Below are 20,827 nucleotides of genomic sequence, written 5' to 3'. Positions count from 1 at the left end.
CCCTCCGTCCGGCAGGCCCCTCTGCGGCCCCGGCACCCTTCCCTTCCTGCCCTCGGCGCCTGCGGCGCACCTCCTCGCGCTCCTGTGCGTGCTCCGCGGTCCCCGGATGCGCCGACGGCTCCGGCGCGCCCCCGCTGCGCCGCCTCCGCTCCACCCAAACAGAAAGCTCTCCCCATGGCGATTACGTCCACCTGTCCCGCCGCGCACCGAGACGAGGACGCGCGATGACAGCGCCGCGGATCACGGTCAACGGGGTGGAGGCGCCCATCGCGCCCGCCCCGGCGCACACCACGGTGCTGGACTTCCTGCGCGAGCGCGGCCTCACCGGCACCAAGGAGGGGTGCGCCGAGGGCGAATGCGGTGCCTGCTCGGTGCTGGTGGCCCGTCCGGGAGTGCACAAGCCCACCGACTGGGTGGCGGTCAACGCCTGCCTGGTGCCGGTCGCGGCGCTCGACGGCCAGGAGGTCGTCACCTCCGAAGGGCTCGCCACCCCCGGCCCCGCCGGTACGCCGCCCGTCCTGCACCCCGTACAGGAGGAGATGGCGGTACGCGGCGGCTCCCAATGCGGCTACTGCACACCGGGGTTCGTGTGCAGCATGGCCGCCGAGTACTACCGGCCCGATCGGTGCGCGGGCGGCGCGGACACGTCTGCCTGCGCAGCCGCCGGGCCCGGCCCGGACTCCGTCCCCGACTCCGGCCCTCACTCCGAGCACGGTCCGAACGGGTTCGACCTGCACGCGCTGAGCGGGAACCTGTGCCGCTGCACGGGCTACCGCCCCATCCGCGACGCCGCGTTCGCCGTCGGCGCCCCCGCCGAGGACGACGTACTCGCGCAGCGCCGGGAGCAGGCCCCGCCCGGGCCGGCCGCCACCGTCTACACCCGGGGGGACGCCGCGTTCCTCCGTCCCCGGGACCTGCCCGAAGCGCTGCGGCTGCTGGAGGAGCGGCCGGACGCCGTCGTGGTCGCGGGCAGCACCGACTGGGGAGTGGAGGTCAACATCCGCTCCCGCAGGGCGGGTTGCGTCATCGCCGTCGACCGGCTGGCCGAGTTGCGCGAACTCCGGGTCGAGGAGGGCTGCTACGAGATCGGGGCGGCGCTGACGCTGACCGAGACCGAACGCCGACTCGACGGCGAAGTCCCGCTCCTGGCAGAGCTGTTCCCCCAGTTCGCGTCCCGGCTCATCCGCAACAGCGCCACCCTCGGCGGCAACCTCGGCACCGGCTCGCCCATCGGCGACAGCCCGCCGGCGCTGCTCGCACTGGAGGCCTCCGTGGTCCTCGCCGGCGCCGGCGGAGAGCGGGAGGTCCCCCTCGCGGACTACTTCACCGGCTACCGCCAGAGCGTGCGCCGCCCCGGCGAGCTGATCCGCGCGGTGCGCATCCCGCGGCCCCTGTCGCCCGTCACCGCCTTCCACAAGATCGCGAAGCGGCGCTTCGACGACATCTCCAGCGTGGCCGTCGCCTACGCCCTCGACATCGACCCGGCCGACGGCGCCGTCCGCAAGGCCCGCATCGGCCTCGGCGGCGTCGCCGCCACTCCGCTGCGCGCCCTCGCCGCCGAGGCGGCCCTCGAAGGCCGGCCCTGGTCGGCGCAAGCCGTCGAGTCCGCGGCCCGGGTGCTCCGGGAAGAGGGCACCCCGATGGACGACCACCGCGCCAGCGCCGGGTACCGCTCCGCGATGCTCGGCCAGAGCCTGCTGAAGCTGTACGCACAGACCACCGAGGCGGTGCCGTCATGAGCCGACTGTCCCAGCGCCCCGAGAAGCCCGCGGTCGGCCTCTCCCTGCCGCACGAGAGCGCCCGCCAGCACGTCACCGGAACCGCGCTCTACACCGACGACCTGGTCCACCGCACGAAGGGCGTCCTGCACGCCCACCCGGTCCAGGTCATGAAGGCGCGCGGCCGGATCACCGCACTGCGCACCGCACCCGCACTGGCCGTCCCCGGTGTGGTCCGCGTGCTGACCGGCGCCGACGTGCCCGGGGTCAACGACGCCGGGATGAAGCACGACGAACCGCTGTTCCCCGACGAGGTGATGTTCCACGGGCACGCGGTCGCCTGGGTGCTCGGGGAGACCCTGGAGGCCGCCCGGCTCGGCGCGGCCGCCGTCGAGGTGGAACTCGAAGAGCTGCCGTCCCTCGTGACCCTGCAGGAGGCCATCGCCGCCGGGAGCTTCCACGGCGCCCGGCCGGTGATGGCGACCGGCGACATCGAGGCCGGATTCGCCGACTCGGCACACGTGTTCACCGGCGAGTTCCAGTTCTCCGACCAGGAGCACTTCTACCTGGAGACGCACGCGGCGCTGGCCCACATCGACGAGGCCGAGCAGGTGTTCGTGCAGAGCAGCACCCAGCACCCCTCGGAGACCCAGGAGATCGTCGCGCACGTCCTCGGCCTGCACAGCCACGAGGTCACCGTCCAATGCCTGCGCATGGGCGGCGGGTTCGGCGGCAAGGAGATGCAGCCGCACGGGTTCGCCGCCGTCGCCGCCCTCGGCGCCAAGCTGACCGGCCGCCCCGTCCGGCTGCGCCTCACCCGTACGCAGGACCTCACCATGTCCGGCAAGCGGCACGGATTCCACGCCAGTTGGAAGATCGGCTTCGATGCCGAGGGCCGCATCCAGGCCCTGGACGCCACCCTCACCGCGGACGGCGGCTGGAGCCTCGACCTCTCCGAACCCGTCGTGGCCCGCGCCCTCTGCCACATCGACAACACCTACTGGATCCCCCACGCCCGCGTCGCCGGCCGCATCGCCAAGACGAACAAGGTCTCCAACACCGCATTCCGCGGCTTCGGCGGACCCCAGGGCATGCTGGTCATCGAGGACATCATGGGCCGGTGCGCCCCGCTGCTGGGCCTGGACCCGATGGAGCTGCGGGAGCGCAACTTCTACCGGCAGGGCCAGTCCACGCCCTACGGGCAGCCCGTCCGGCACCCCGAGCGCATCGGGACCGTCTGGCGGCAGGTCCGGGCAGACGCCCGACTCGCCGACCGGCAGCGCGAGATCGCCGCCTTCAACGCCGCGCACCCGCACACCAAGCGGGCGGTCGCGCTCACCGGCATCAAGTTCGGCATTTCCTTCAACCTCACCGCCTTCAACCAGGGCGGTGCGCTGGTGCTGATCTACAAGGACGGCTCGGTCCTGATCAACCACGGCGGCACCGAGATGGGCCAGGGCCTGCACACCAAGATGCTCCAGGTGGCCGCGTCCACCCTGGGCGTCCCGCTGCACACGGTACGGCTGGCCCCGACGCGCACCGACAAGGTGCCCAACACCTCCGCCACCGCCGCCAGCGCCGGCGCGGACCTCAACGGCGCGGCCGTGAAGAACGCCTGCGAGCAGCTGCGTGAGCGGCTGCTCCAAGTGGCCGCCACCCGGCTCGGCGGCGCCGCCGCGGACGTGCGCATCGTCGAGGGCGTCGCCCGCGTCCTCGGCAGCGAGGAGGAACTGGCCTGGGAGGAGCTGGTCCGCACGGCCTACCTCCAGCGGGTCCAGCTGTCGGCGGCCGGCTTCTACCGGACCGAAGGCCTGCACTGGGACGCGAAGGGCTTCCGGGGCTCGCCGTTCAAGTACTTCTCGTACGGGGCCGCCGCGGCCGAGGTGGAGGTGGACGGCTTCACCGGCGCGTACCGGATCCGGCGGGTGGACATCGTGCACGACGTCGGCGACAGCCTGTCCCCGATGATCGACATCGGCCAGGTCGAGGGCGGATTCGTGCAGGGCGCCGGCTGGCTGACGCTGGAGGACATGCGCTGGGACGGCGGCGAGGGCCCCGGCCGCGGCCGGCTGCTGACCCAGGCAGCGAGCACGTACAAGCTGCCGAGCTTCTCGGAGATGCCCGAGGAGTTCCACGTCCGCCTGTTGCAGAACGCCACCGAAGAGGGCGCGGTGTACGGCTCCAAGGCGGTCGGCGAACCCCCGCTGATGCTGGCGTTCTCGGTCCGCGAGGCACTGCGTCAGGCCGCCGCTGCCTTCGGCCCCGCGGGTGTCAGCGTGGAACTCGCCTCGCCCGCAACCCCGGAGGCGGTGTACTGGGCGATCGAGGCGGCCCGCGGCAGTGGCGCGGCGAAGCCGGCCGGCGAAGCCGGCGGCGCGCCGACGGCCGACCTGACCCATGCCTGACATGACCTGGGTGGCCGCGGTCGCGCGGTTGCGGGCGCGCCGGGAACCCGGCGCGCTCGTGACCGTCGCGACCGTGCGCGGCCACGCGCCCCGCCGGGCCGGCGCCAAGCTGGTGGTCGGACGGACCGAGACCTGGGGCTCGATCGGCGGCGGCAACATCGAGGCCGTCGCGATCGACCGGGCCCGCGAGGTGCTCGGCACCCCCGACGCGGAACCGGAGCTGATGGAGTTCGCCCTGAACGACAAGGTCACCGGTCCGCACGGGGTCCAGTGCTGCGGCGGGGCCGTCAGCGTCCTGCTGGAACCGCTGCCGGTGGTCCCGGCGGTGGCCGTCTTCGGCGTCGGCCACGTCGGCCTGGAGCTGGCCCGGATCCTGGCCCGCCAGGACCTGGACCTGCACCTGATCGACTCCCGGCCGGACCAGCTCAGCAGCGAACGGCTCGGAGTGCTGGCGGACGCCGTGGCGCAGGTCCACGTCCACCACACGCCCCTGCTCCCCGAGGAGGTGCTCGCGGACCTGGCACCCGGCACCCACGTCCTGATCATGACCCACGACCACGCCGAGGACGCCGCCCTCTGCGACGCCGCGCTGCGCACGCCCGGCCTCGGCACGATCGGACTGATCGGCTCGGCCGCCAAGTGGACCCGCTTCCGGCACCGTCTGGCCACGGAGGGAGGGCACGACGGCACCGCGATCGACCGCATCAAGACCCCGATCGGACTCACCCAGATCACAGGGAAGGAACCCGCCACGATCGCGGTGGCCGTCGCGGCCGACCTGCTGTGCACCTTTGCACGGGAACGGGAAAGGGAAAGGGAAGGGGAAGGGGAAAGCGAAGGGGAGCGGGAGCAGGAGCAGGAGCGCGCACGGAGCTGAACAGCAGTCGGCATCACCCGTTTTGGGGACTGTGCGCGGGCGCCCGTCACTGGCTTCCATGGAGGAGGCGCCGCCGTCGCGACGCCGGTCCGGGCAGGACTCGTACGTGAGGTGATCAGCATTGGCGACCGACCGGTACGGTCACGACGTGTACAACGGGACACCGGAGGCGGCCGGCCACCTGGACCGGGCCGTGGAGCACCTGCTCTTCTTCCGGCCCGCGGTGGACGCAGCCGTGGACGACCTGCTGCACGCCGCCCCCGCCGCACCGGTGGCCCAGGCCTTCGCCGCCTATCTGGGGGTGCTGGGCACCGAGTCCGCCGACGCCGCAGCCGCCCGCCAGCGGTTCGACGGCTTCCTCTCCGGTCTGGACACCGGCGGGCTGCCCGCGAGGGAGCGCCTCCACACGGCCGCCGCCGCGAGCCTCCTCGCGGGGGACCTGCGGCGGGGGAGCGCGCTCCTGGAGGAGCTGACCACCGCCTACCCCCGGGACGCGCTCGCCCTGTTCGTCGGGCACCAGCTCGACTTCCTCACCGGTGACGCCCTCCGCCTGCGGGACCGGATCGGCGGCGCCCTGTCCGCCTGGGAGGAGGACGACCCCCATCTCGGCCCCCTCCTCGGCATGTACGCGTTCGGGCTGGAGGAGTGCGGACACTACACCCACGCCCGGGAGACCGGATCGGCCGCGGTGGAGCGCAACAGCCGCGACGTCTGGGCCATCCACGCCGTCGTCCACACGTACGAGATGCAGGGCCGCTTCGCCGAGGGCATCCGCTACCTCGACGCGCGCACCGGGGACTGGTCCGAGGGCAACTTCCTCACGGTGCACAACTGGTGGCACTACGCGCTCTACGCCCTTGAGGCAGGGCGCACGGACACGGCGCTCGCCGTCTACGACAAGGCGCTGCACGACGGGGAGACCCGCGGACCGGCCATGCAACTCCTGGACGCCTCGGCCATGTTGTGGCGGTTCCACCTGGCCGGATCCGACCAGACCGCGCGCTGGAAGGCGCTCGCCGACGCCTGGGCGGCGCGTGCCGATCCGCCGTTCTACGCCTTCAACGACGTGCACGCCGTCATGGCCTACGTGGGCGCCGGCCGGATCGCGGAGGCGCAGCGGCTGATCGCCGACCGCCGGCGCTGGCTGGCCGACCCGGCGGCGCGGGCGGTCACCAACCACGCGATGACGGCGGACGTGGGCCTGCCGGTGTGCGAGGCGCTGGTCGCACAGGCCGCAGGGGACCACGACACCGTCCTGGACCGGCTGTGGCCGCTGCGCCGCCGGCTCCACGAGTTCGGCGGCAGCCACGCCCAGCGCGACGCCCTCCAGAAGACCCTCCTCGAAGCCGCCCTGCACTCCGGGCGGCACGACATGGCGCGGGTGCTGATCAGCGAGCGGACCGCGCTGCGCCCGCAGAGCCCGTACAACTGGCTGATCCGCGCCCGCCTCGCGGACAGCCGGGGGGAGACGGCCCGGGCCGCCGATGCCCGCGAGCGGGCACGGCGGCTGGGGCGGGCGGGGGACCTGGCGGCCGACCGGTTCTGAGGGGCCGCGGGCCGGGTCAGCGCTGGAAGGACACGTCGTAGTAGGTGTCCTTCGGCACGCCCGTCGCGGTGAAGCAGCGGACCTGGACGCCCTCGCTCGGGGTCCAGCGCTCCACCTTGCAGTACGAGGTGTCCGTCCCGTACGCGGTGACCTGGACGGTGCCGTTGCCCAGCGGCATGTTCGTCGGGTGGAACCGGTAGACGCCCTGGCTCACCCGCCGGATGCGGTTGACCACCCCGGTGGAGTTGTACGCGTAGGCGGGTGCCGGGTTGTAGCCGGCCGACAGGGGCTGGTTGGCCCAGGCGTATGCGGCGGGCGTGGTGCGCTGCAGCCCGGTTCCCCGTACGTACGTCAGGGTGAAGCGGTTGTCCTTCGCCCGCCCGGCCGGGTCCGAGCAGAGCACGTTGACCAGCTGCGCGGTGCCGGAGGCGAGCCAGTTGCGGACCTTGCAGCGGACGGCGGTGTCACCGTACGCCGTCACCTGGACGTGGCCCGTGTCCGACCCGATGGACGGGAACCTGACGGTGTACCGGCCGGTCCCCGAGCGGGTGATCGTGTTGGTCGCGCCCGCCGAGTTGAACTGGTAAGCGGTCGAGGGGACGTACCCGGCGTTGGTGGGGTCGTTGGCCCAGACGTACCCGTAACGGCCGCCCAGCGTGGCCGTGTTGGTGAACCCGGCGGTGAACATGGTGTTCACGCGCGCCCCGGTGCGGGTGAAACAGCTGACGCGCACGTCGAGCCGGCTGCCCACGGGCACCCAGGAGGCGACCTGGCAGGTGTGCGTCGTGGCCCCGTAGGCGGTCACGTGCACGGTCCCGCCCACCCGTCCGAGGTTCGGCATGCGCACCGTGTACTGGCCGGTGCCCGTCCGGACGACGGTGTTGGTCGCCCCGGTGGAGTTCCGGCTGTAGAGCGAGGCCGGGGTGTACGGCGTGTTGAGTGCGTGGGCCGGGGAGTTGGCCCAGACGTAGCCGCGTCCGAAACTCGGCGCGGCCTGCGCGGTGGTCGCCCCCAGGGCCACCGCACCTCCGGCGAGGGCCAGGGTGGTGGACACGGCCAGCGCGCGGCGGCGCCACCCGGTCAGCAGACGGGATGCGTTCACGTGTGTTGTCCCCTCCTGTGAGCCGCCCCGTACGGTCGTCAGGTCGGGGCGGCGTTCGGGAACCTACACATTCGGCCAATGGCCGACCAACCATTCCTCCGAACAGCCGAGAGCGCACGGAAGCTCCTGCCAGCGCCCCCCGGCAATCGGAGCGCCCCCTTGGACCGGTCCAGCTGCGCGAGGCGCGACACCCGGGGGTGCGGGTGGCGGAGGCGGCGCGGCGGCAGGGCGGCGGCCGCAAGACGCGTCGGCCGGTGGGTTACCGGCGGTACAGCGGGGCTCCAGCCGCGCGAGAGGGGGCGATCCCAGGCTGTGTGGCACACCCGCGCCGGTACCGTGCCGGCGCCCCTCACGCGGGAGTTGCCCCATGCATCCTCGTCGCCTGCACCGCCGCCTCGGCACCGTCCTGGCCGCCGGTGCCGCCGCGATCGTGCTCGCCGCCGCACCGGCCTCCGCCGCCCCGGCCGACAAGCCGCAGGTCCTGAGCAGCTGGACCCAGACCAGCTCCGCCAGCTACAACGCCTGGGTCTCGGCGAACAACAACAAGGGTTCCTGGTCGGCGTACGGATTCGACTGGTCGACCGACTACTGCTCGACTTCCCCGGACAACCCCTTCGGCTTCCCGTTCCAGACGGCCTGCGCCCGCCACGACTTCGGCTACCGCAACTACAAGGCCGACGGCACCTTCGGCGCCAACAAGAGCCGCCTCGACGACGCCTTCTACGCCGACCTCAAGCGGGTCTGCGGAGCGTACTCCGGTCTGAAGAAGACCTCCTGCGACTCCACCGCCTGGACCTACTACCAGGCCGTGAAGGCCTTCGGCTACACCGCCGCGGTCGACGGCGCGGCCGACAGCACCGGCGGCCGCTGACGCGCAGGCACCGGCAGCAGCACCGGCACCCGGGAAGGCGCCCCCGGGTGCCGGTGCCGGTGCCGCCGCGCCGGTGGCCGCCGGCGCCGTCAGGCGGCCTCGGGCTCGGGCGTCCGTGCCTCGATCCCGCGGCGGCCGGCGAGACGGGCGGTCAGCAGGCAGAAGGCCGGCGTGAACACGAGCTCGGCCACGAGCGCCTCCCACGGGGCGTCGGCGGCGGTGCTCTGGTCGGAGAGCTCACCGAAGACGGCGGAGAGGGAGAAGGCGATCAGGTTGTTCACCGTGTGCGCGGCGATGACGGCCTCCAGGCCGCCGGTACGGATGGTCAGCCAGCCCCACCAGGCCGCCGAATAGCACAGCAGCAGGAACCCGGACAGCTGCCCGAAGCCGTGGGCGAGGGCGAACAGCAGCGAGGCCACGGCCACCCCCGGCCAGGGCGAGCGCAGGAACCCGCCGAAGAGCTGGGCCAGCCAGCCGCGGAAGACGAACTCCTCTGCCGCCGCCTGGAAGGGCACGAGCGCCCACAGCACCACCAGGCTCAGCAGCAGCGAGGACCAGCCCGGGAACTCCCCGTCCACGGCCTCCGGTCCGTCCTCGAACAGGCCCCAGCCGATGAGCACGAGGTTCTGGAGGACGAGGGCGGCGGCCGCGAGGCCGAAGCACCGCCCCAGCCACCCCCACCGCAGCCGCCCGGTGACGGACGCGAGGGTGCCGGCGGGCCGTCCGCCGCACACGCGTACGGCGATCAGCACGGCCGGGGTCCACAGCGCGAGCGCGATCAGCAGGACGGCGTTGTCGAGCAGCGGGTCGGCGAAGAGCATCTCGGCGTCGTCCGGCGCGGACTCCAGCCCGAAGACCGCACCGGCGACGGCGGATCCGCCGAACGCGACGACCAGCCCGGCGATCATGAGCGCGAGGGCGAGGAAGAACTCCCCGACCCGCGTCCAGCCGCGCTGCCGCCCGTTGCGCCCCTGCTCGTGGTACGCGCTCCCGGGCGGGGCGGCCACCGGCCCGGGCCGCGCCACCGGCCCCGGCGGCACCCACCCCGGCGCCACCTGCGGTACGGGCCAGGGCTCCTGCCCGGACGGAGGCGGCGCCCAGGGGTCGTCGGGGTGCGGCGGAGGGCCGGGTATCGGATGGGACATCGGCAACTGCTTTCTCGGGTCGCGCATGCGCGGAGCGCGGTCTGTCCCCCCGAGTCTGCCAACCCCCCGCCACCACGAAGCCCCCGCCCTCCCTGCGCGCGGGCAATCGAACGCCGGACCGCCCGCGCCGCCGGGAGCGCATCCCGACCGGTCAGGAATCGAGAAGCGGGGGCCGCGGCCCCGCCCCTAGCCTGATCAGGACGGAGAAGAGGAGAAGACCATGAAGTTTCGGACGCACGTCGAGCCGCCCGAGCCCATGCGCGGGCTGGAGGTCCCGCCCGAGGTGGTGGAGGCGCTCGGCGGGGGCGCGCGCCCCCCGGTGACGATCACGGTCAACGGGCACTCCTGGAAGAGCCGGGTCGCCATCCTGCGCGGCCGCCACCTGCTCGGCCTCAGCATCGCCCACAGGCGGGCCGCGGGTGTCGACACCGGCGAGGAGGTCGAGGTGGAGCTGGAGCTCGACACCGAGCCGCGCGTCGTCGTCGAGCCCGAGGACTTCGCCCGCGCCCTGGACGCGGACCCGGCCGCCCGCGCCGCGTACGACACGCTCGCGTACGGCCACAAGCGCGAGCACGTCCGCGCCATCGAGAGCGCGAAGAAGCCGGAGACCCGCCGGCGCCGCATCGAAAAGGCCCTCGCCGCCCTGCGCGGCTGACGGCGGCCCCGTCCCGCGGGCGGGTCTGTTCGGGCGACAGCGGCGGGCCCGTTCGGCGTACGTGCTCCGGCGCGCGGGGCGGGGCCGCCCGGAGGGGATACGGATGTTCCCGGCGCCGGGTCCCGGGACCCCGCGCCACGGCACGCCCCGCCCTCCCCCCGTCGTCCCAGGGAGCCCCCGATGAGCTGGATCAACCGACGTGACCTCGCCCTGCTGGCCCTCCGCGCAGGAACCGGGGCCGTCCTCATGGCGCACGGCACGCAGAAGCTGTTCGGCTGGTTCGGCGGCGGCGGGCTGGAGGGGACCGCGGCCGCGATGGAGCACATGGGCTTCACCCCCGGCCGCCGCAGCGCCCTGGCCGCCGGGCTCGGCGAGACCGGGGGCGGGGCCCTGCTCGTCCTGGGTCTGGCCACTCCGGCCGCGGGCGCGGCGGCGGCCGGGGCCATGGCCGGTGCGGTTTCCGTCCACGCCCCGGCCGGGTTCTTCGCCCAGGGCGGGGGCTACGAGTACCCGGCCTTCCTGGGGTTCACGGCCGCCACCATCGGCCTCGCCGGCGCCGGCCGCTACTCCCTCGACCACGCCACCGGGCACACCTTCGACCAGCGGTGGATGCTCGCCCTGGCCTTCACGGCGAGCGCGGTCGCGGCCGCGGCGGTCGTCGCCAAGCGGGCGAAGGACCAGCAGGAGCCCGGAGCGGACACGGCCTGACGGCCTGGGAGGCGCCGCCCTCCGGACGGCAACCCCTCCGGACGGCCGGCGGCCGGGCGACCGCCGGCCGGGGCCAGGGGCTTATGCCTCGGCCTCCGGCGTGTCGCCCGGCTCGCCGGCCTGCTCCGATCCGTCCGGGGCGGCGGCAATCCCGGTGTCGGCCTCCTCGGCCGGCACGACGCGGTCTCCGGGGCGGGCTCCGTCCATGAGGTCCTCCTGTGGTGAGGGCGCGCGGGTGCGCGCGTTGGTCGCCGTCCGAACCCGGACGCGCGTCCCAGTAGGCCGGCCGCTGTTCCACGGACGATCAACATCCGATCAACAGCAGCCGGGGCCACCACCCGCGACCGTCACACGGCCGGCCCGCCCGCCCGCGTTGCGGATGAGCTGCCGCAGCACCTTCGGCGCGGTGGCGTGATGGCGAGGCCGAGAGGTGGGCGGCAGGTCCCCGGGCGCCTGCCGCCACCGGTGTCGTTACGCGGCTTCCCCCGCCCCCGGTGTGACGATGCGCGGGACGAGAGGACCGGGGCATGTGTCACTACTGCGGCTGCCGTGAGATCCCGCTGATCAAGGACTTCATCGCCGAGCACGAAGCGGTCACCGACCTGGCGGGCGACGCGGTGCGCGCACTCGACGCGGGCGACAGGGAACGGGCCCGCACCCTCGCCGCGCGGATGGCTGTCCTCCTGCGCGACCACTGGGCGGGCGAGGAACAGGGCCTGTTCGCGGTCATGCGCGAGAACGAGGAGTACGCGGACTACATCGACGCCCTCGTCGGCGAACACCGCGAGCTGGCCGCCTTCCTGGCCGCCCTCGACCTCGACTCGCCCGCGCAGCGCGCCGCCTTCCTCCGCTCCGTGGACGAACTGCACCAGCACATCGCCAAGGAAGAGGACGGCCTCTTCCCGGCCTCCCTCACCGAACTCAGCGGCCACCAGTGGGACCGCTCGATGGCCGCCTGGCGCGCGGTGCACGCCCCCGCGGGGGAACCCGCGGCGGAACCCGCCGCGGATTCCGCCGCGGAACCGGCCGGCTGACCCGCGTCGTTGCGAGTCCACCACCGAGCCGAGCCCGATCGGCTCCGCCCCCCGCCCGTGCCCCTCAGCCGCCGCCCGGCCTCGCGCAAGAGGCCGTCGCCGGCGCCGTCAGCAGCGGCCGGCCGGGCGGGCGCGGGTCACCAGGTCGGTGTGCCCCGTGGTGCCGTCCAGCCACACGGTGCGCCGGCCGGTGTCGGCCGCCAGGCCCAGCTGCTCGCCCCGGTTGCAGGAGATCCGCCGGAGGCCGCGTCCGTCCGCGTCCGTCTGCACCAGCTTCGGGAGCCTGTCGTTGGACCACCGCGGGCCGGTCCGGGGACCCGTCTCCGGCCGCCACCGGAGCAGGCTGACCGCCGAGTCCGTGGCATCCAGGCTCCAGAAGTGCGCCGCCGGGTCCTGCTCCCCGATCAGGTCCGTCAGCCCCGTGCCGTCGAGGTCCGCGCGGCGCAGCGCCATCCGGTTGTCGTCCGGGATGTCGTCCACCAGCCAGTACACGTGCCGGCCCGTCACCACCGGCGAGCCCAGGCCGTTGTAGCCGCCCTTCGGCGGCACCAGCACCTTGCGGCCGGTGCGCACGTCGGCGATCTCCACGCTGATCTGCTGGAGGCCGTCCGCCCCGTCGAAGAGCTTCGCGTACGCGAGCCGGGAGCCGCTCAGCGTGGGCAGGGCGGTCACGACGGAGTTGCTGCCGCCGTCCACGTACACCGGCTCGCGGTCGCCGGGGCGCAGGTACCCGACCCGCTGCTGCCCGCGCGGGCTGATCTCCTGGAATGCGATCACGTCACCGGAGACCCGTACGTTCCCGATCGTGGCGGGCTCCGACCACACCGTGCGCACCGGGCCGCCCGCCAGCGGGCGCGACAGCACCGACACCCCGTCCGGCCCGTACGCCGCCCAGACCACGGTCTTGCCGTCGGTGTCCGGGTACACGTGGGCCCGGCCGTCGTTGGGGCTGATCCGCCGGGCCCCGCCCCTGCCGTCGGTGCGGCCCGCGTACACCGAGTACGCCTCCCGGCCCGACTCGTCCGAGGAGGAGGAAGCCCACCAGCCGCCGCCCGCCCCGGGCTGGGTGCGGGTCGTGTTCACGTCGCCCAGCAGCCGGTCGGAGTCCACCCCGAGGGCCTTCTCCCAGCCCGGCACGATGCCGTGGGCGTCGAAGGCCCGCCGCACCGCCCTGCGCTGGTCCGCCGTCGCCCCCAGGTCCCGGGCGGCGGCCAGCACCGCGGCCCGGGCCTGGGTGAAGCCGTCCAGCGGGGTCAGGTACCGGGTCAGCGCCCGGTAGACGATCCGGTCGGCGAGCCGGGCGCCGAGGTCCTCGCGGATGTCCCACAGCGCCCCGGAGAAGATCGTGGAGTTCAGGTGCACGCCGCCGTCGTCGGTGCCGTAGGTGACGCCGAGGAAGTCCGCGGCGGTGGTGCGGCCGTCGTTGAGGTCGCGCAGTGCGCACGCGCGGGGGGACTGCGTACGGCACAGGTCCTCGCCCAGCAGGCCCGCGGCCGGGTCGCTCATCGGGGTGCCCGAGGCGGTCAGGTCGATGGCGTTGCCGAAGTAGTCGGCCACCGCCTCGTTGAGCGCCCCCGACTGCCCGACGTAGATGAGGCCCGCGGTGTGTTCCACGATGCCGTGGGTCATCTCGTGGCCGACCACGTCGAGGTCCGCGGACAGCGGCTTGTACTCCTCGTCCCCGGTGCCGTAGACCATCTTGGCGCCGTCCCAGAAGGCGTTGACGTACGGCAGCCCGTACTGGTCGCGCACGCCCACCAGCGAGTTGACGGCCCCGCCCTTGCCGTCGAGGCCGTCCCGGCCGTGCCGGGTGCGGAAGTAGTCGTACACCTGTCCGGCGGCCCAGTGGGCGTCCACCGCGCCCGAGTCGGTGGCCGTCCGGCCGAACTTCCTCGTGGCCGAGACGACCGGCCCGATGCCCGCCGGCCAGGCGCCCGCGACCTCGTCCACGCGCTTGCCGCTCGCATCGTAGGTGGTGAGCGGATTCCTGCTGGTGGACCAGGTGCGTCCGTAGTCGGTCAGCGAGTAACCGGCCTTGTCCCGGTGCAGGTTGAGGGCGGTCTTCGCGCCGTTGAGCCGGGTGCCCGAACCGGCGGTGACCGGCGCCGCCTCGATCCGCCGGACGGACGAGTACGCCAGCACCGGGAAGCCGGAGCGGGCGTCGACGTAGACCTCCTGCTTGACCGGGCCGCCGGTGGCGGGGTCGCCGCCGGTGACCGTGACGTGGTGCGTCAATACGCCCTTCCCCCGCGGGAGGACGACCAGCCCGTGCACCGCGACGGACAGCCGGGCCGTCAGCGGGCCGCGCGCAGCGGCGCCGGTACGGGCACCCGTCGCGGAACCCGTCCCGGCCCCGGCCCCGGCTGCGGAGCCCGTCCGCGCCCGGCCCCCGGCCGTGCCCGGGCCCGCCTGGGCCCGGCTCGGCCGGGACGGGGCCAGCTTCTGCCGGGAGAGCTGCTCCCGCACCGCCGCCAGCGCCCGTTCACCGGCCAGGGCGGGGGCGACGGCCGGCCGGGCGTCCACGTCGAGGCCGGTGAAGTACCGCCCCGACGTGCCCGTCACCAGCCGCTTCCCGTCGCGCTGCACCATCCGGACCACGTACTGCCCGCCGAGCACCGGCAGCCCGCGGTGCCGCTGCGCGAAGCGGACCGTCTCCTCGGCCCCCTCCCGTACGGTCGAGGCGGCCGTCAGGTCCCGCCGCGGATCGGCGATGGCGTACCGCCCCGTCCGAGCCGCGAGGTGGCCGACGGCGGCGTCGGCCGCGGACCCGCCGGCCGGCACCGCCTCGGCGATCCCCGAGACCAGCGCCGGAGCGGCGGTCCCCTCGCCGGGCACCACCTCGGCGGCCGGCGGTACGGGCCCGGCGGCCCGGGCAGTGGCCGGCAGAAGGCCGGACAGCAGGGCCGCCGCGCCGAGGAGCGCCGCAGCGCCCGATGTCCGGACCGTCCTCACGGACGTCCGTGACCTGCTCACCATCGTGTTCCCCCTCTGGATGCGCGCCCGTCGCGCGGTGGTCTTCCGGACCGCCATGCAACGTGTTGCACACACGTGGATCAAGGAATAAGCGCTGGTCACAACTGTGGAAGCACACTTGTGGACAGAAGGCGCGCACGCCGAGAATCCCCTCCATGACCACGAAAACCACGCTGGCGGAACTCGGTTTGGGGGCCGACGCGGAACGGGTGTACCGCGCCCTCTCCCGCCGTCGGGAGGCCGGTCCCGACCGGCTGAGCGCCGAACTGGGCATGGGACGCGAGGAGTTCGACCGGGTTCTGGCCCTCCTGCGCGAGCACGGCTTCGTCACCGGGGACCTGCCGGGGGAGCAGGCGGGGGAGGGCGGCGCGGGGAGCCCGGGGGGACTGCCCCGCCCGGTGCCCGCCGGCCCGGCGATCCGCGCCCTCGCCCACCGCCGTTCCGCCGAACTGCACCGCCGGGCCGCGGAGCTGGAACGGATCCGGATGGCCGCGGACGAGATCGCGGTGGGGCTCGGTCCGGACGCCCCCGGCGGCTCCGACGGCGCCGGGTGGGAGACGGTCTGCGGGCAGGAGCGGATCGTGGACCGGGTGGCGGAACTCCTCGCGGAGGCCCGCCACGAGGTGGCCTTCCTCGACCGCCCGCCGTACGCGATGCCGGTCCGGCCCGAGGAGTACCTCCCCGGCCACGGCCTCGACGGCCTCCTCGCCCGCGGGGTGGACGTCCGGATCGTGGTGGGCGAGGAAGCCCTCGACCGGCCGGGCCGGTGGGAGGTGCTGGCCCCGCTCATGGCGGCGGGGGTACGGATCCGCGCGGCGGCCGCCGTACCCACCAAGCTGCTGGTGGTGGACGGGCGGACCGCGCTGCTGCCGCCCACCGGTGAGGCGGATCCCACCAGTTCGGCCCTGCTGGTCTCCGAAGGGCTGCTGGGCCCCGCGATGGTCGGGCTGTTCGAGGCCGTGTGGCAGGGCGCCCTGCCGTTCGGCGGTCCGGAAGGGCGCGCCGAGCCGGTACCCGAGGGCGGGCGGGCCCTGCTGGGCCTGATGGCCGGAGGCCTCAAGGACGAGGCCATCGCCCGCCAGTTGGGCGTCCACGTCCACACCGCCCGGCGCCGCATCAACGCCCTCCTCGGCGAACTCGGCGCCACCACCCGCTTCCAGGCCGGCGCCCGCGCGGCCCTGCGCGGCTGGCTCTGATCCGGCCCCGCGGCCGCGTCGCTCCCCGGCTACTCGCCGCCCCCGGCCTGCCGCGGCCACCCGGGGGCCGGGGTCTCCCTGCCGGGGAGGGGCCGACTGCCGTCTGGGGCCCCGTCCTCCTCGGTGAGGAAATGGACCTGGTGCAGCTCGGCGGGGTGCCGCGGGCCGAGCGCGAGGAGGTCCGGGTCTTCCCGGACCTCCTGCCAGAACTCCGCCTCCGTCGCTGCGGTGCCGAGCACCATCCACGGCGGCCCGTACCCCGTCCCCGCCGCCCACACCCGGAGCCCGCGGCCGCCCGGTCCGTACAGCTCCTCGCCGACCGGGGCCTCCTGCATCTCGGCGAGCAGGGCCGGGGTGTGCCGCTCCGGGCACGCGGGCGCCAGCCAGTCCCGCTCCCACTCCGTGCGCAGGCGCTCCGTCGCCGCGTCGGCGGCGCGGTCGGCCTCGTCCACCTCCCCCTGTACGGCGTTGGAAGCCGCGGGCCGGAGCACGCGCACCAGCAGCCCGTGCCCGCACGGCCCGTAGCGGAACAGCCTGAAGATGTCGATCGGAGCGCCCACGGGACCATTGTGCCGCCGGACGGCCCGCCGCTGTGCTGCCGGGCGCCCCGCCCCCCGGGCCCCCGCGCCTCAATCCCCGAGGCCGGACTGCGGCCTCAGGGGCGGGAGTCACGCGGGCTGCGGGGTGAGCCGCTTGTGGCCCTTCCGGTCGTAGTACGCGGTCATCGCGAAGCCGAAGACCAGGGCGAGGACCACCCCGATCGCGATCATGACCCAGGAGCGGGCCAGACCGGCATCCCCCCGGGCGTCGAAGTAGAGGATCGCGCGGACCCCGTCGCTGAGCTGCCGCATCGGCTCGAAGCGGGCCAGGAAGCGGTAGAACTCGGGAACCGCCTGGAGCGGGATGGTGGCGCCCGACGAGGGCAGGCCGAGCACGATGAACACGAAGAGGGAGACGAGCTGCCCGATCCCGCCGAACGCGGCGTTGACGGCCTGCACGCCCAGGCCGACCGCGAGGGTCGCGCAGTACGAGTACACCCACAGCAGCGGCAGGTGCTCGGCGTCCATGCCGAGGACCGTGATGCAGGCCAGCATCACGAGCGTGGTGCTGAGCACCGAGATCCCCGCGGTCATCGCCATCTTGAGCAGCAGGGTCTGGGTCCGGTCGATCGGCACGGTCGGCCGGCGGGTGTGCCAGGGGCCGATCTCGCTGTCCGCGTAGCCCAGGGCGGTGTCGACCCCGTTGCTGATGACGTTGCCCCCGCTGAACCCGGCGAGGACCAGCAGCAGGGTGTAGTAGAAGGCGGACAGGCCGAGCCCGGTGCGGGAGCCGATGGGGTGGCCGACCTGGGTGACCACCTCGACCGGGTCGGCGAGCAGCAGCTTCGCCGCGGCGCCCGCCCGGTCGCCGGCGCTCTGCACGAGCCGCTGGCCGAGGGACCGCGAGGCGGCGTGCGCGGCCTGGGTGCTGATCTGGCTCGCGAGGGAGGACCCGAGACTGCCCTTGCCCGGATTGGTGAGCACGACCATGAGCGGCCGGTGCGTGGCCCCTGGCGTGGTGAGGGCCGCGACGGAGTCCGAGAACCCGGCCGGGACCACCAGCGCCCCGTACACCTTCCCCGAGTCGAGCTGGTCCTCGGCCTGAGCCCGCGTCAGCACCCGCCAGTCGGCCTTGCCCCCGGCGGGGTCCGCGGCGATCGCGGCCGTGATCCGCCCGCCCAGACCCTGCTTGCCGGTGTCCTCGTTCACGAGGGCGATGGGCAGCTCGCGCAGATCCCCGTACGGGTTGACGATGCCGCCCATGTACAGGAGCGACAGCAGGAGGGCGAGCAGCCCGGTGAGCAGGGTCGGGATCAGCCACAGCTTCGGGCGGCGCAGCAGGGCCGAGGCCGTGGCCTGGACCGGGGCGGGCGCGGACATGGGCCTCCGTAACGTTCCTGCGGACCGGCGGGGGACGGGCGGACCGCCCGAAAGCCCCGGGAGGTACCCCACACCCCGACCGCCGCCCCACCCCGGAAGCGGGCCCGCCGCGTACCCCGTACGGGCCGCCCGCGCCCTGCAAGCGGCGCAGTCCGGACACGCGGCCGGACCGCGGAGGTCCGCCGCGTGCCCGGGGGCTCGCCCGGACGGGTCGTCAGGCGTGGTGCCAGACCGGGGCGGTCTGGTGGGGGATGCCCTGGACGAAGTTGGAGAGGGTGCCGTTCGCGTTCAGGACGACGATGGTGTTGTCGGACTGGAGGATGACCGACTTGCCCTGGGCGAAGTAGGTCCAGTTGCTCCACGTGCCGCGCGAGGTCATCTGGACCCCGTACAGGCCGTCCTTCTTCACCAGGCGGACCTTCGTGCCGCCCGCGACCTTGTACACGCCGAGCCTCGGCGAGACGGTGGTGGCGCCGGTCCAGCTGTGGACCTCGCCGTCGATGGTGAGGCGCACGTAGCGCTGGCCGACCTTGCGGATGTCCTGGTACGCGTCGGGGGCCGGGCTCAGGAAGCCCACGCGCTTGCCGTTCTCGATGATGTGCGCGCTGAAGATCTGCGGGCCGGCCTTGTAGGTCTTGACGGTCAGACTGCCGTACCGCGTGGTGGAGTGGAGGCGGCCCACGGCGACGCAGTGCTTGGACAGCAGCGGGAACGGGGTGGCCGCCCACGGCGTGCCACCGCCCTGGGTGCGCTGCTTGAAGACGGGCTCCTCGGACAGCGCGCCGTCGATCCGCAGGCCGTTCGCCAGGTCCAGCGGCTTGGTCTGGTCGACCGTGTGGAGGACCTTGCCGTGCTCGTCGCGCAGCTGGGCCCGGGCGCCGGTGTGGGCGCTGTGGGTCAGCTTGACCGTCCAGCCGCCGCCGAACACGGACGGGACGACCCTGCTCTGGACGCAGTGCTCGGCGACCACCAGGGAGCGCGCCGGGGAGGCCGTCCGGGCCGGGGAAGAGGCCGCGAAGGCCGTGGCGGGAGCGGCGACCGCGCCGAGGAGGGCGAGGGCGGCGGTGGCGGCGCGGAAGGCGGTGCGCATGACGACTCCTTGAGGCTGTGCTGCGGGTGAAGGAGAGCCGTATGCCGTGGTCTCTTCCGGTGGAGGCCGTCGAGTTCGGGCCGGCTACGGGAAGAACACTAGTGATCTTGTGTAGCTGGAACCGTCCGGTCTGCGTCACGGGCGTGTGACAGACGTCAGCTCGGGGTGCCGCCGTACGGGGTGGTCATGAACTCCAGGACGACGGTGCCGCCCGGGTCGAGGAGGTACAGGCCGCGGCCGCCGTACAGGGTGTTGATGGTGTTCTCCCGGGTGCGCATCGGGTCGGCCCAGTACGGCAGCCCGCGGGCGGTGATGCGGTCGAGGACCGTGTCGAACTCGGCGTCGGTCACCCGGAAGGCGAGGTGGCTGTTGTTCAGGTGTGCGTGGGGCACGATGTCGTCGGCGAAGTCGATGCCGACGCCGTTGGACGAGGAGACCTGGGTGAAGGGCCCCCACACCACGGGCTCGTCGAAACCGGCGAGTTCGTGGAGGAACTCCGCGGTGGCGTGCCGGTCCTTGACGTGGACGATGATGTGGTCGAGGTGGTTGGGCACGGCGGCTCTCCGTTCGCTCGCAAGGGGTGCGCGCCGTGCCCGTCGGCCCGGATGCGGCCGGCCGGTCGGCGCCTCACCGCGGATCCTCGGACATCAAGTGCACTTGAGGTCAAGGGCGGGTGCGCGCCGAGCGTGCCGCCCCCCCCCGCAAACTCGCGTGCGGGCGCCGCACGGTGGGCCTTACGCTGCGCCCGCGGGAGGCGAGGTGCGCCTCTGCCGCCGGGACCGATCGGAGTGCACGGGTTATGACCAGTCGGCTTTTCGCCATCTGCTTCCAGGCGACCTCACCTGCGGACCTGGCGCGGTTCTGGGCCGGTGTCCTGGGCTGGGACCCGGCCGGCGGCCCGGACGAGGAGGACGGCTCCGCCGCGATCCTGCCGCCCGCGGGCGAGGGCTTCCGCATCCGCTTCCTGCCGGGCGGCGAGCCCAAGTCCCGGCAGAACCAGGCGCACTTCGACCTGCCGAGCGAATCCCCCGCGCACCAGCAGCAGACGGTGGCCCGCGCCCTGGAACTCGGCGGGCGGCACATCGACGTGGGCCAGCGCCCGGAGGAAGGGCACGTGGTGCTGGCCGATCCGGACGGCAACGAGTTCTGCGTCATCGCGGCGGGCAACAAGTTCCTCGCCGGCACCGGCGTCATCGGAGCCCTGGCCTGCGACGGCACCCAGGCGGTCGGCTACTTCTGGAGCAAGGCGCTGGGGTGGCCGCTGGTCTGGGACCAGGACGAGGAAACCGCGATCCAGGCCCCGGACGGCGGTACGAAGATCACCTGGGGCGGCCCCCCGGTGGCACCGAAGACGGGCCCGAACCGCCTGCACCTCGAACTGGCGCTGCCCGCCGGAGCCGACTGGCAGGCCGAGCTCGACCGCCTGATCGCACTCGGCGCGCAGCACACCGGAACCGCCGCTGACGGGCCGGGCCGTGCCCTGCTGCTCGACCCCGACGGCAACGAGTTCACCGTACGGAGGTCCGCCTAGTACTCCGCAGGTCTTCCTTGGCCGGTCCGCGAGCAGCCCCGGCACGAACGCCCTTGC

General features: G+C 74.1%; 18 protein-coding genes. 10 read left to right on the top strand and 8 right to left on the bottom strand.

The genetic code is table 11. The features are described from left to right. Positions 1–224 precede the first annotated feature (224 nt). The 4 genes from ACZ407_RS09930 to ACZ407_RS09915 all read left to right on the top strand — a co-directional run bounded on the left by ACZ407_RS09930 (position 225) and on the right by ACZ407_RS09915 (position 6,546). Entirely contained in the window at positions 225–1,739 is a 1,515-nt protein-coding gene (locus ACZ407_RS09930; RefSeq protein WP_468127053.1) for a xanthine dehydrogenase small subunit, read from the top strand. Beyond that, positions 1,736–4,123, top strand: coding sequence for a xanthine dehydrogenase molybdopterin binding subunit (xdhB, locus tag ACZ407_RS09925; RefSeq protein WP_468127051.1), 2,388 nt, complete (start codon positions 1,736–1,738; stop codon positions 4,121–4,123). The genes ACZ407_RS09930 and xdhB overlap by 4 nt, the downstream gene beginning before the upstream one ends. Position 4,124: 1 nt before the next feature. Further along, positions 4,125–5,000 carry a xanthine dehydrogenase accessory protein XdhC gene (xdhC, locus tag ACZ407_RS09920; RefSeq protein WP_468127121.1) on the top strand — a complete coding sequence of 292 codons (876 nt, stop codon included), beginning with the start codon at positions 4,125–4,127 and terminating at the stop codon, positions 4,998–5,000. 121 nt (positions 5,001–5,121) lie between these two features. Continuing rightward, entirely contained in the window at positions 5,122–6,546 is a 1,425-nt protein-coding gene (locus tag ACZ407_RS09915; protein ID WP_468127049.1) for a tetratricopeptide repeat protein, read from the top strand. 16 nt (positions 6,547–6,562) lie between these two features. Here ACZ407_RS09915 and ACZ407_RS09910 read toward each other — a convergent pair whose 3' ends face one another. Continuing rightward, positions 6,563–7,648 carry a hypothetical protein gene (locus ACZ407_RS09910; RefSeq protein ID WP_468127047.1) on the bottom strand — a complete coding sequence of 362 codons (1,086 nt, stop codon included), beginning with the start codon at positions 7,646–7,648 and terminating at the stop codon, positions 6,563–6,565. Between the two features lie 382 nt (positions 7,649–8,030). Here ACZ407_RS09910 and ACZ407_RS09905 point away from each other — a divergent pair, with 382 nt between their 5' ends. Further along, the gene (locus ACZ407_RS09905) at positions 8,031–8,519 is read left to right on the top strand and encodes a phospholipase (protein WP_468127119.1); all 489 of its coding nucleotides are present in this window, start codon (positions 8,031–8,033) and stop codon (positions 8,517–8,519) included. Between the two features lie 89 nt (positions 8,520–8,608). Here ACZ407_RS09905 and ACZ407_RS09900 read toward each other — a convergent pair whose 3' ends face one another. Beyond that, complete coding sequence (locus ACZ407_RS09900) at positions 8,609–9,664, bottom strand: lysostaphin resistance A-like protein (RefSeq protein ID WP_468127046.1); 1,056 nt, start codon at positions 9,662–9,664, stop codon at positions 8,609–8,611. Between the two features lie 220 nt (positions 9,665–9,884). On the opposite strand from ACZ407_RS09900, the gene ACZ407_RS09895 reads away from it, so the two are divergent. Further along, entirely contained in the window at positions 9,885–10,319 is a 435-nt protein-coding gene (locus ACZ407_RS09895) for a YdeI/OmpD-associated family protein (RefSeq protein WP_468127045.1), read from the top strand. 180 nt (positions 10,320–10,499) lie between these two features. Next, entirely contained in the window at positions 10,500–11,027 is a 528-nt protein-coding gene (locus ACZ407_RS09890) for a DoxX family protein (RefSeq protein WP_468127043.1), read from the top strand. Between the two features lie 81 nt (positions 11,028–11,108). Here ACZ407_RS09890 and ACZ407_RS09885 read toward each other — a convergent pair whose 3' ends face one another. Further along, positions 11,109–11,234 (bottom strand): hypothetical protein, encoded by a 126-nt coding sequence (locus ACZ407_RS09885; RefSeq protein WP_468127041.1) that lies wholly within the window; start codon positions 11,232–11,234, stop codon positions 11,109–11,111. Positions 11,235–11,554: 320 nt separating this feature from the next. On the opposite strand from ACZ407_RS09885, the gene ACZ407_RS09880 reads away from it, so the two are divergent. Continuing rightward, on the top strand, positions 11,555–12,061 hold the full coding sequence (locus ACZ407_RS09880; protein ID WP_468127039.1) for a hemerythrin domain-containing protein: 507 nt from the start codon (positions 11,555–11,557) through the stop codon (positions 12,059–12,061). Positions 12,062–12,169: 108 nt separating this feature from the next. Here ACZ407_RS09880 and ACZ407_RS09875 read toward each other — a convergent pair whose 3' ends face one another. Continuing rightward, positions 12,170–15,013 (bottom strand): M4 family metallopeptidase, encoded by a 2,844-nt coding sequence (locus tag ACZ407_RS09875; RefSeq protein ID WP_468127037.1) that lies wholly within the window; start codon positions 15,011–15,013, stop codon positions 12,170–12,172. A gap of 176 nt (positions 15,014–15,189) precedes the next feature. Between ACZ407_RS09875 and ACZ407_RS09870 the strand changes: the two genes are divergently transcribed. Continuing rightward, positions 15,190–16,230 (top strand): helix-turn-helix domain-containing protein, encoded by a 1,041-nt coding sequence (locus tag ACZ407_RS09870; protein ID WP_468127035.1) that lies wholly within the window; start codon positions 15,190–15,192, stop codon positions 16,228–16,230. 29 nt (positions 16,231–16,259) lie between these two features. Here ACZ407_RS09870 and ACZ407_RS09865 read toward each other — a convergent pair whose 3' ends face one another. From ACZ407_RS09865 to ACZ407_RS09850, 4 genes are all read right to left on the bottom strand, one after another. Further along, positions 16,260–16,790, bottom strand: coding sequence for a hypothetical protein (locus tag ACZ407_RS09865; protein ID WP_468127033.1), 531 nt, complete (start codon positions 16,788–16,790; stop codon positions 16,260–16,262). Positions 16,791–16,898: 108 nt separating this feature from the next. Further along, a complete protein-coding gene (locus ACZ407_RS09860) occupies positions 16,899–18,149 on the bottom strand; it encodes a YhgE/Pip domain-containing protein (RefSeq protein ID WP_468127032.1) in 1,251 nt (416 codons plus the stop codon). Between the two features lie 214 nt (positions 18,150–18,363). Next, a complete protein-coding gene (locus ACZ407_RS09855; protein WP_468127031.1) occupies positions 18,364–19,239 on the bottom strand; it encodes a hypothetical protein in 876 nt (291 codons plus the stop codon). A gap of 155 nt (positions 19,240–19,394) precedes the next feature. Further along, positions 19,395–19,793: a VOC family protein gene (locus ACZ407_RS09850; RefSeq protein ID WP_468127030.1), complete on the bottom strand. Its 399-nt coding sequence runs from the start codon at positions 19,791–19,793 to the stop codon at positions 19,395–19,397. 245 nt (positions 19,794–20,038) lie between these two features. On the opposite strand from ACZ407_RS09850, the gene ACZ407_RS09845 reads away from it, so the two are divergent. Next, positions 20,039–20,770 (top strand): VOC family protein, encoded by a 732-nt coding sequence (locus ACZ407_RS09845; protein ID WP_468127028.1) that lies wholly within the window; start codon positions 20,039–20,041, stop codon positions 20,768–20,770. Positions 20,771–20,827 lie beyond the last annotated feature (57 nt).

Source organism: Streptomyces sp. NPDC030809 (assembly GCF_055572195.1).
The sequence above is the reverse complement of the archived record's forward strand: the minus strand, read 5'-3'. Positions and strand labels throughout refer to the sequence as shown.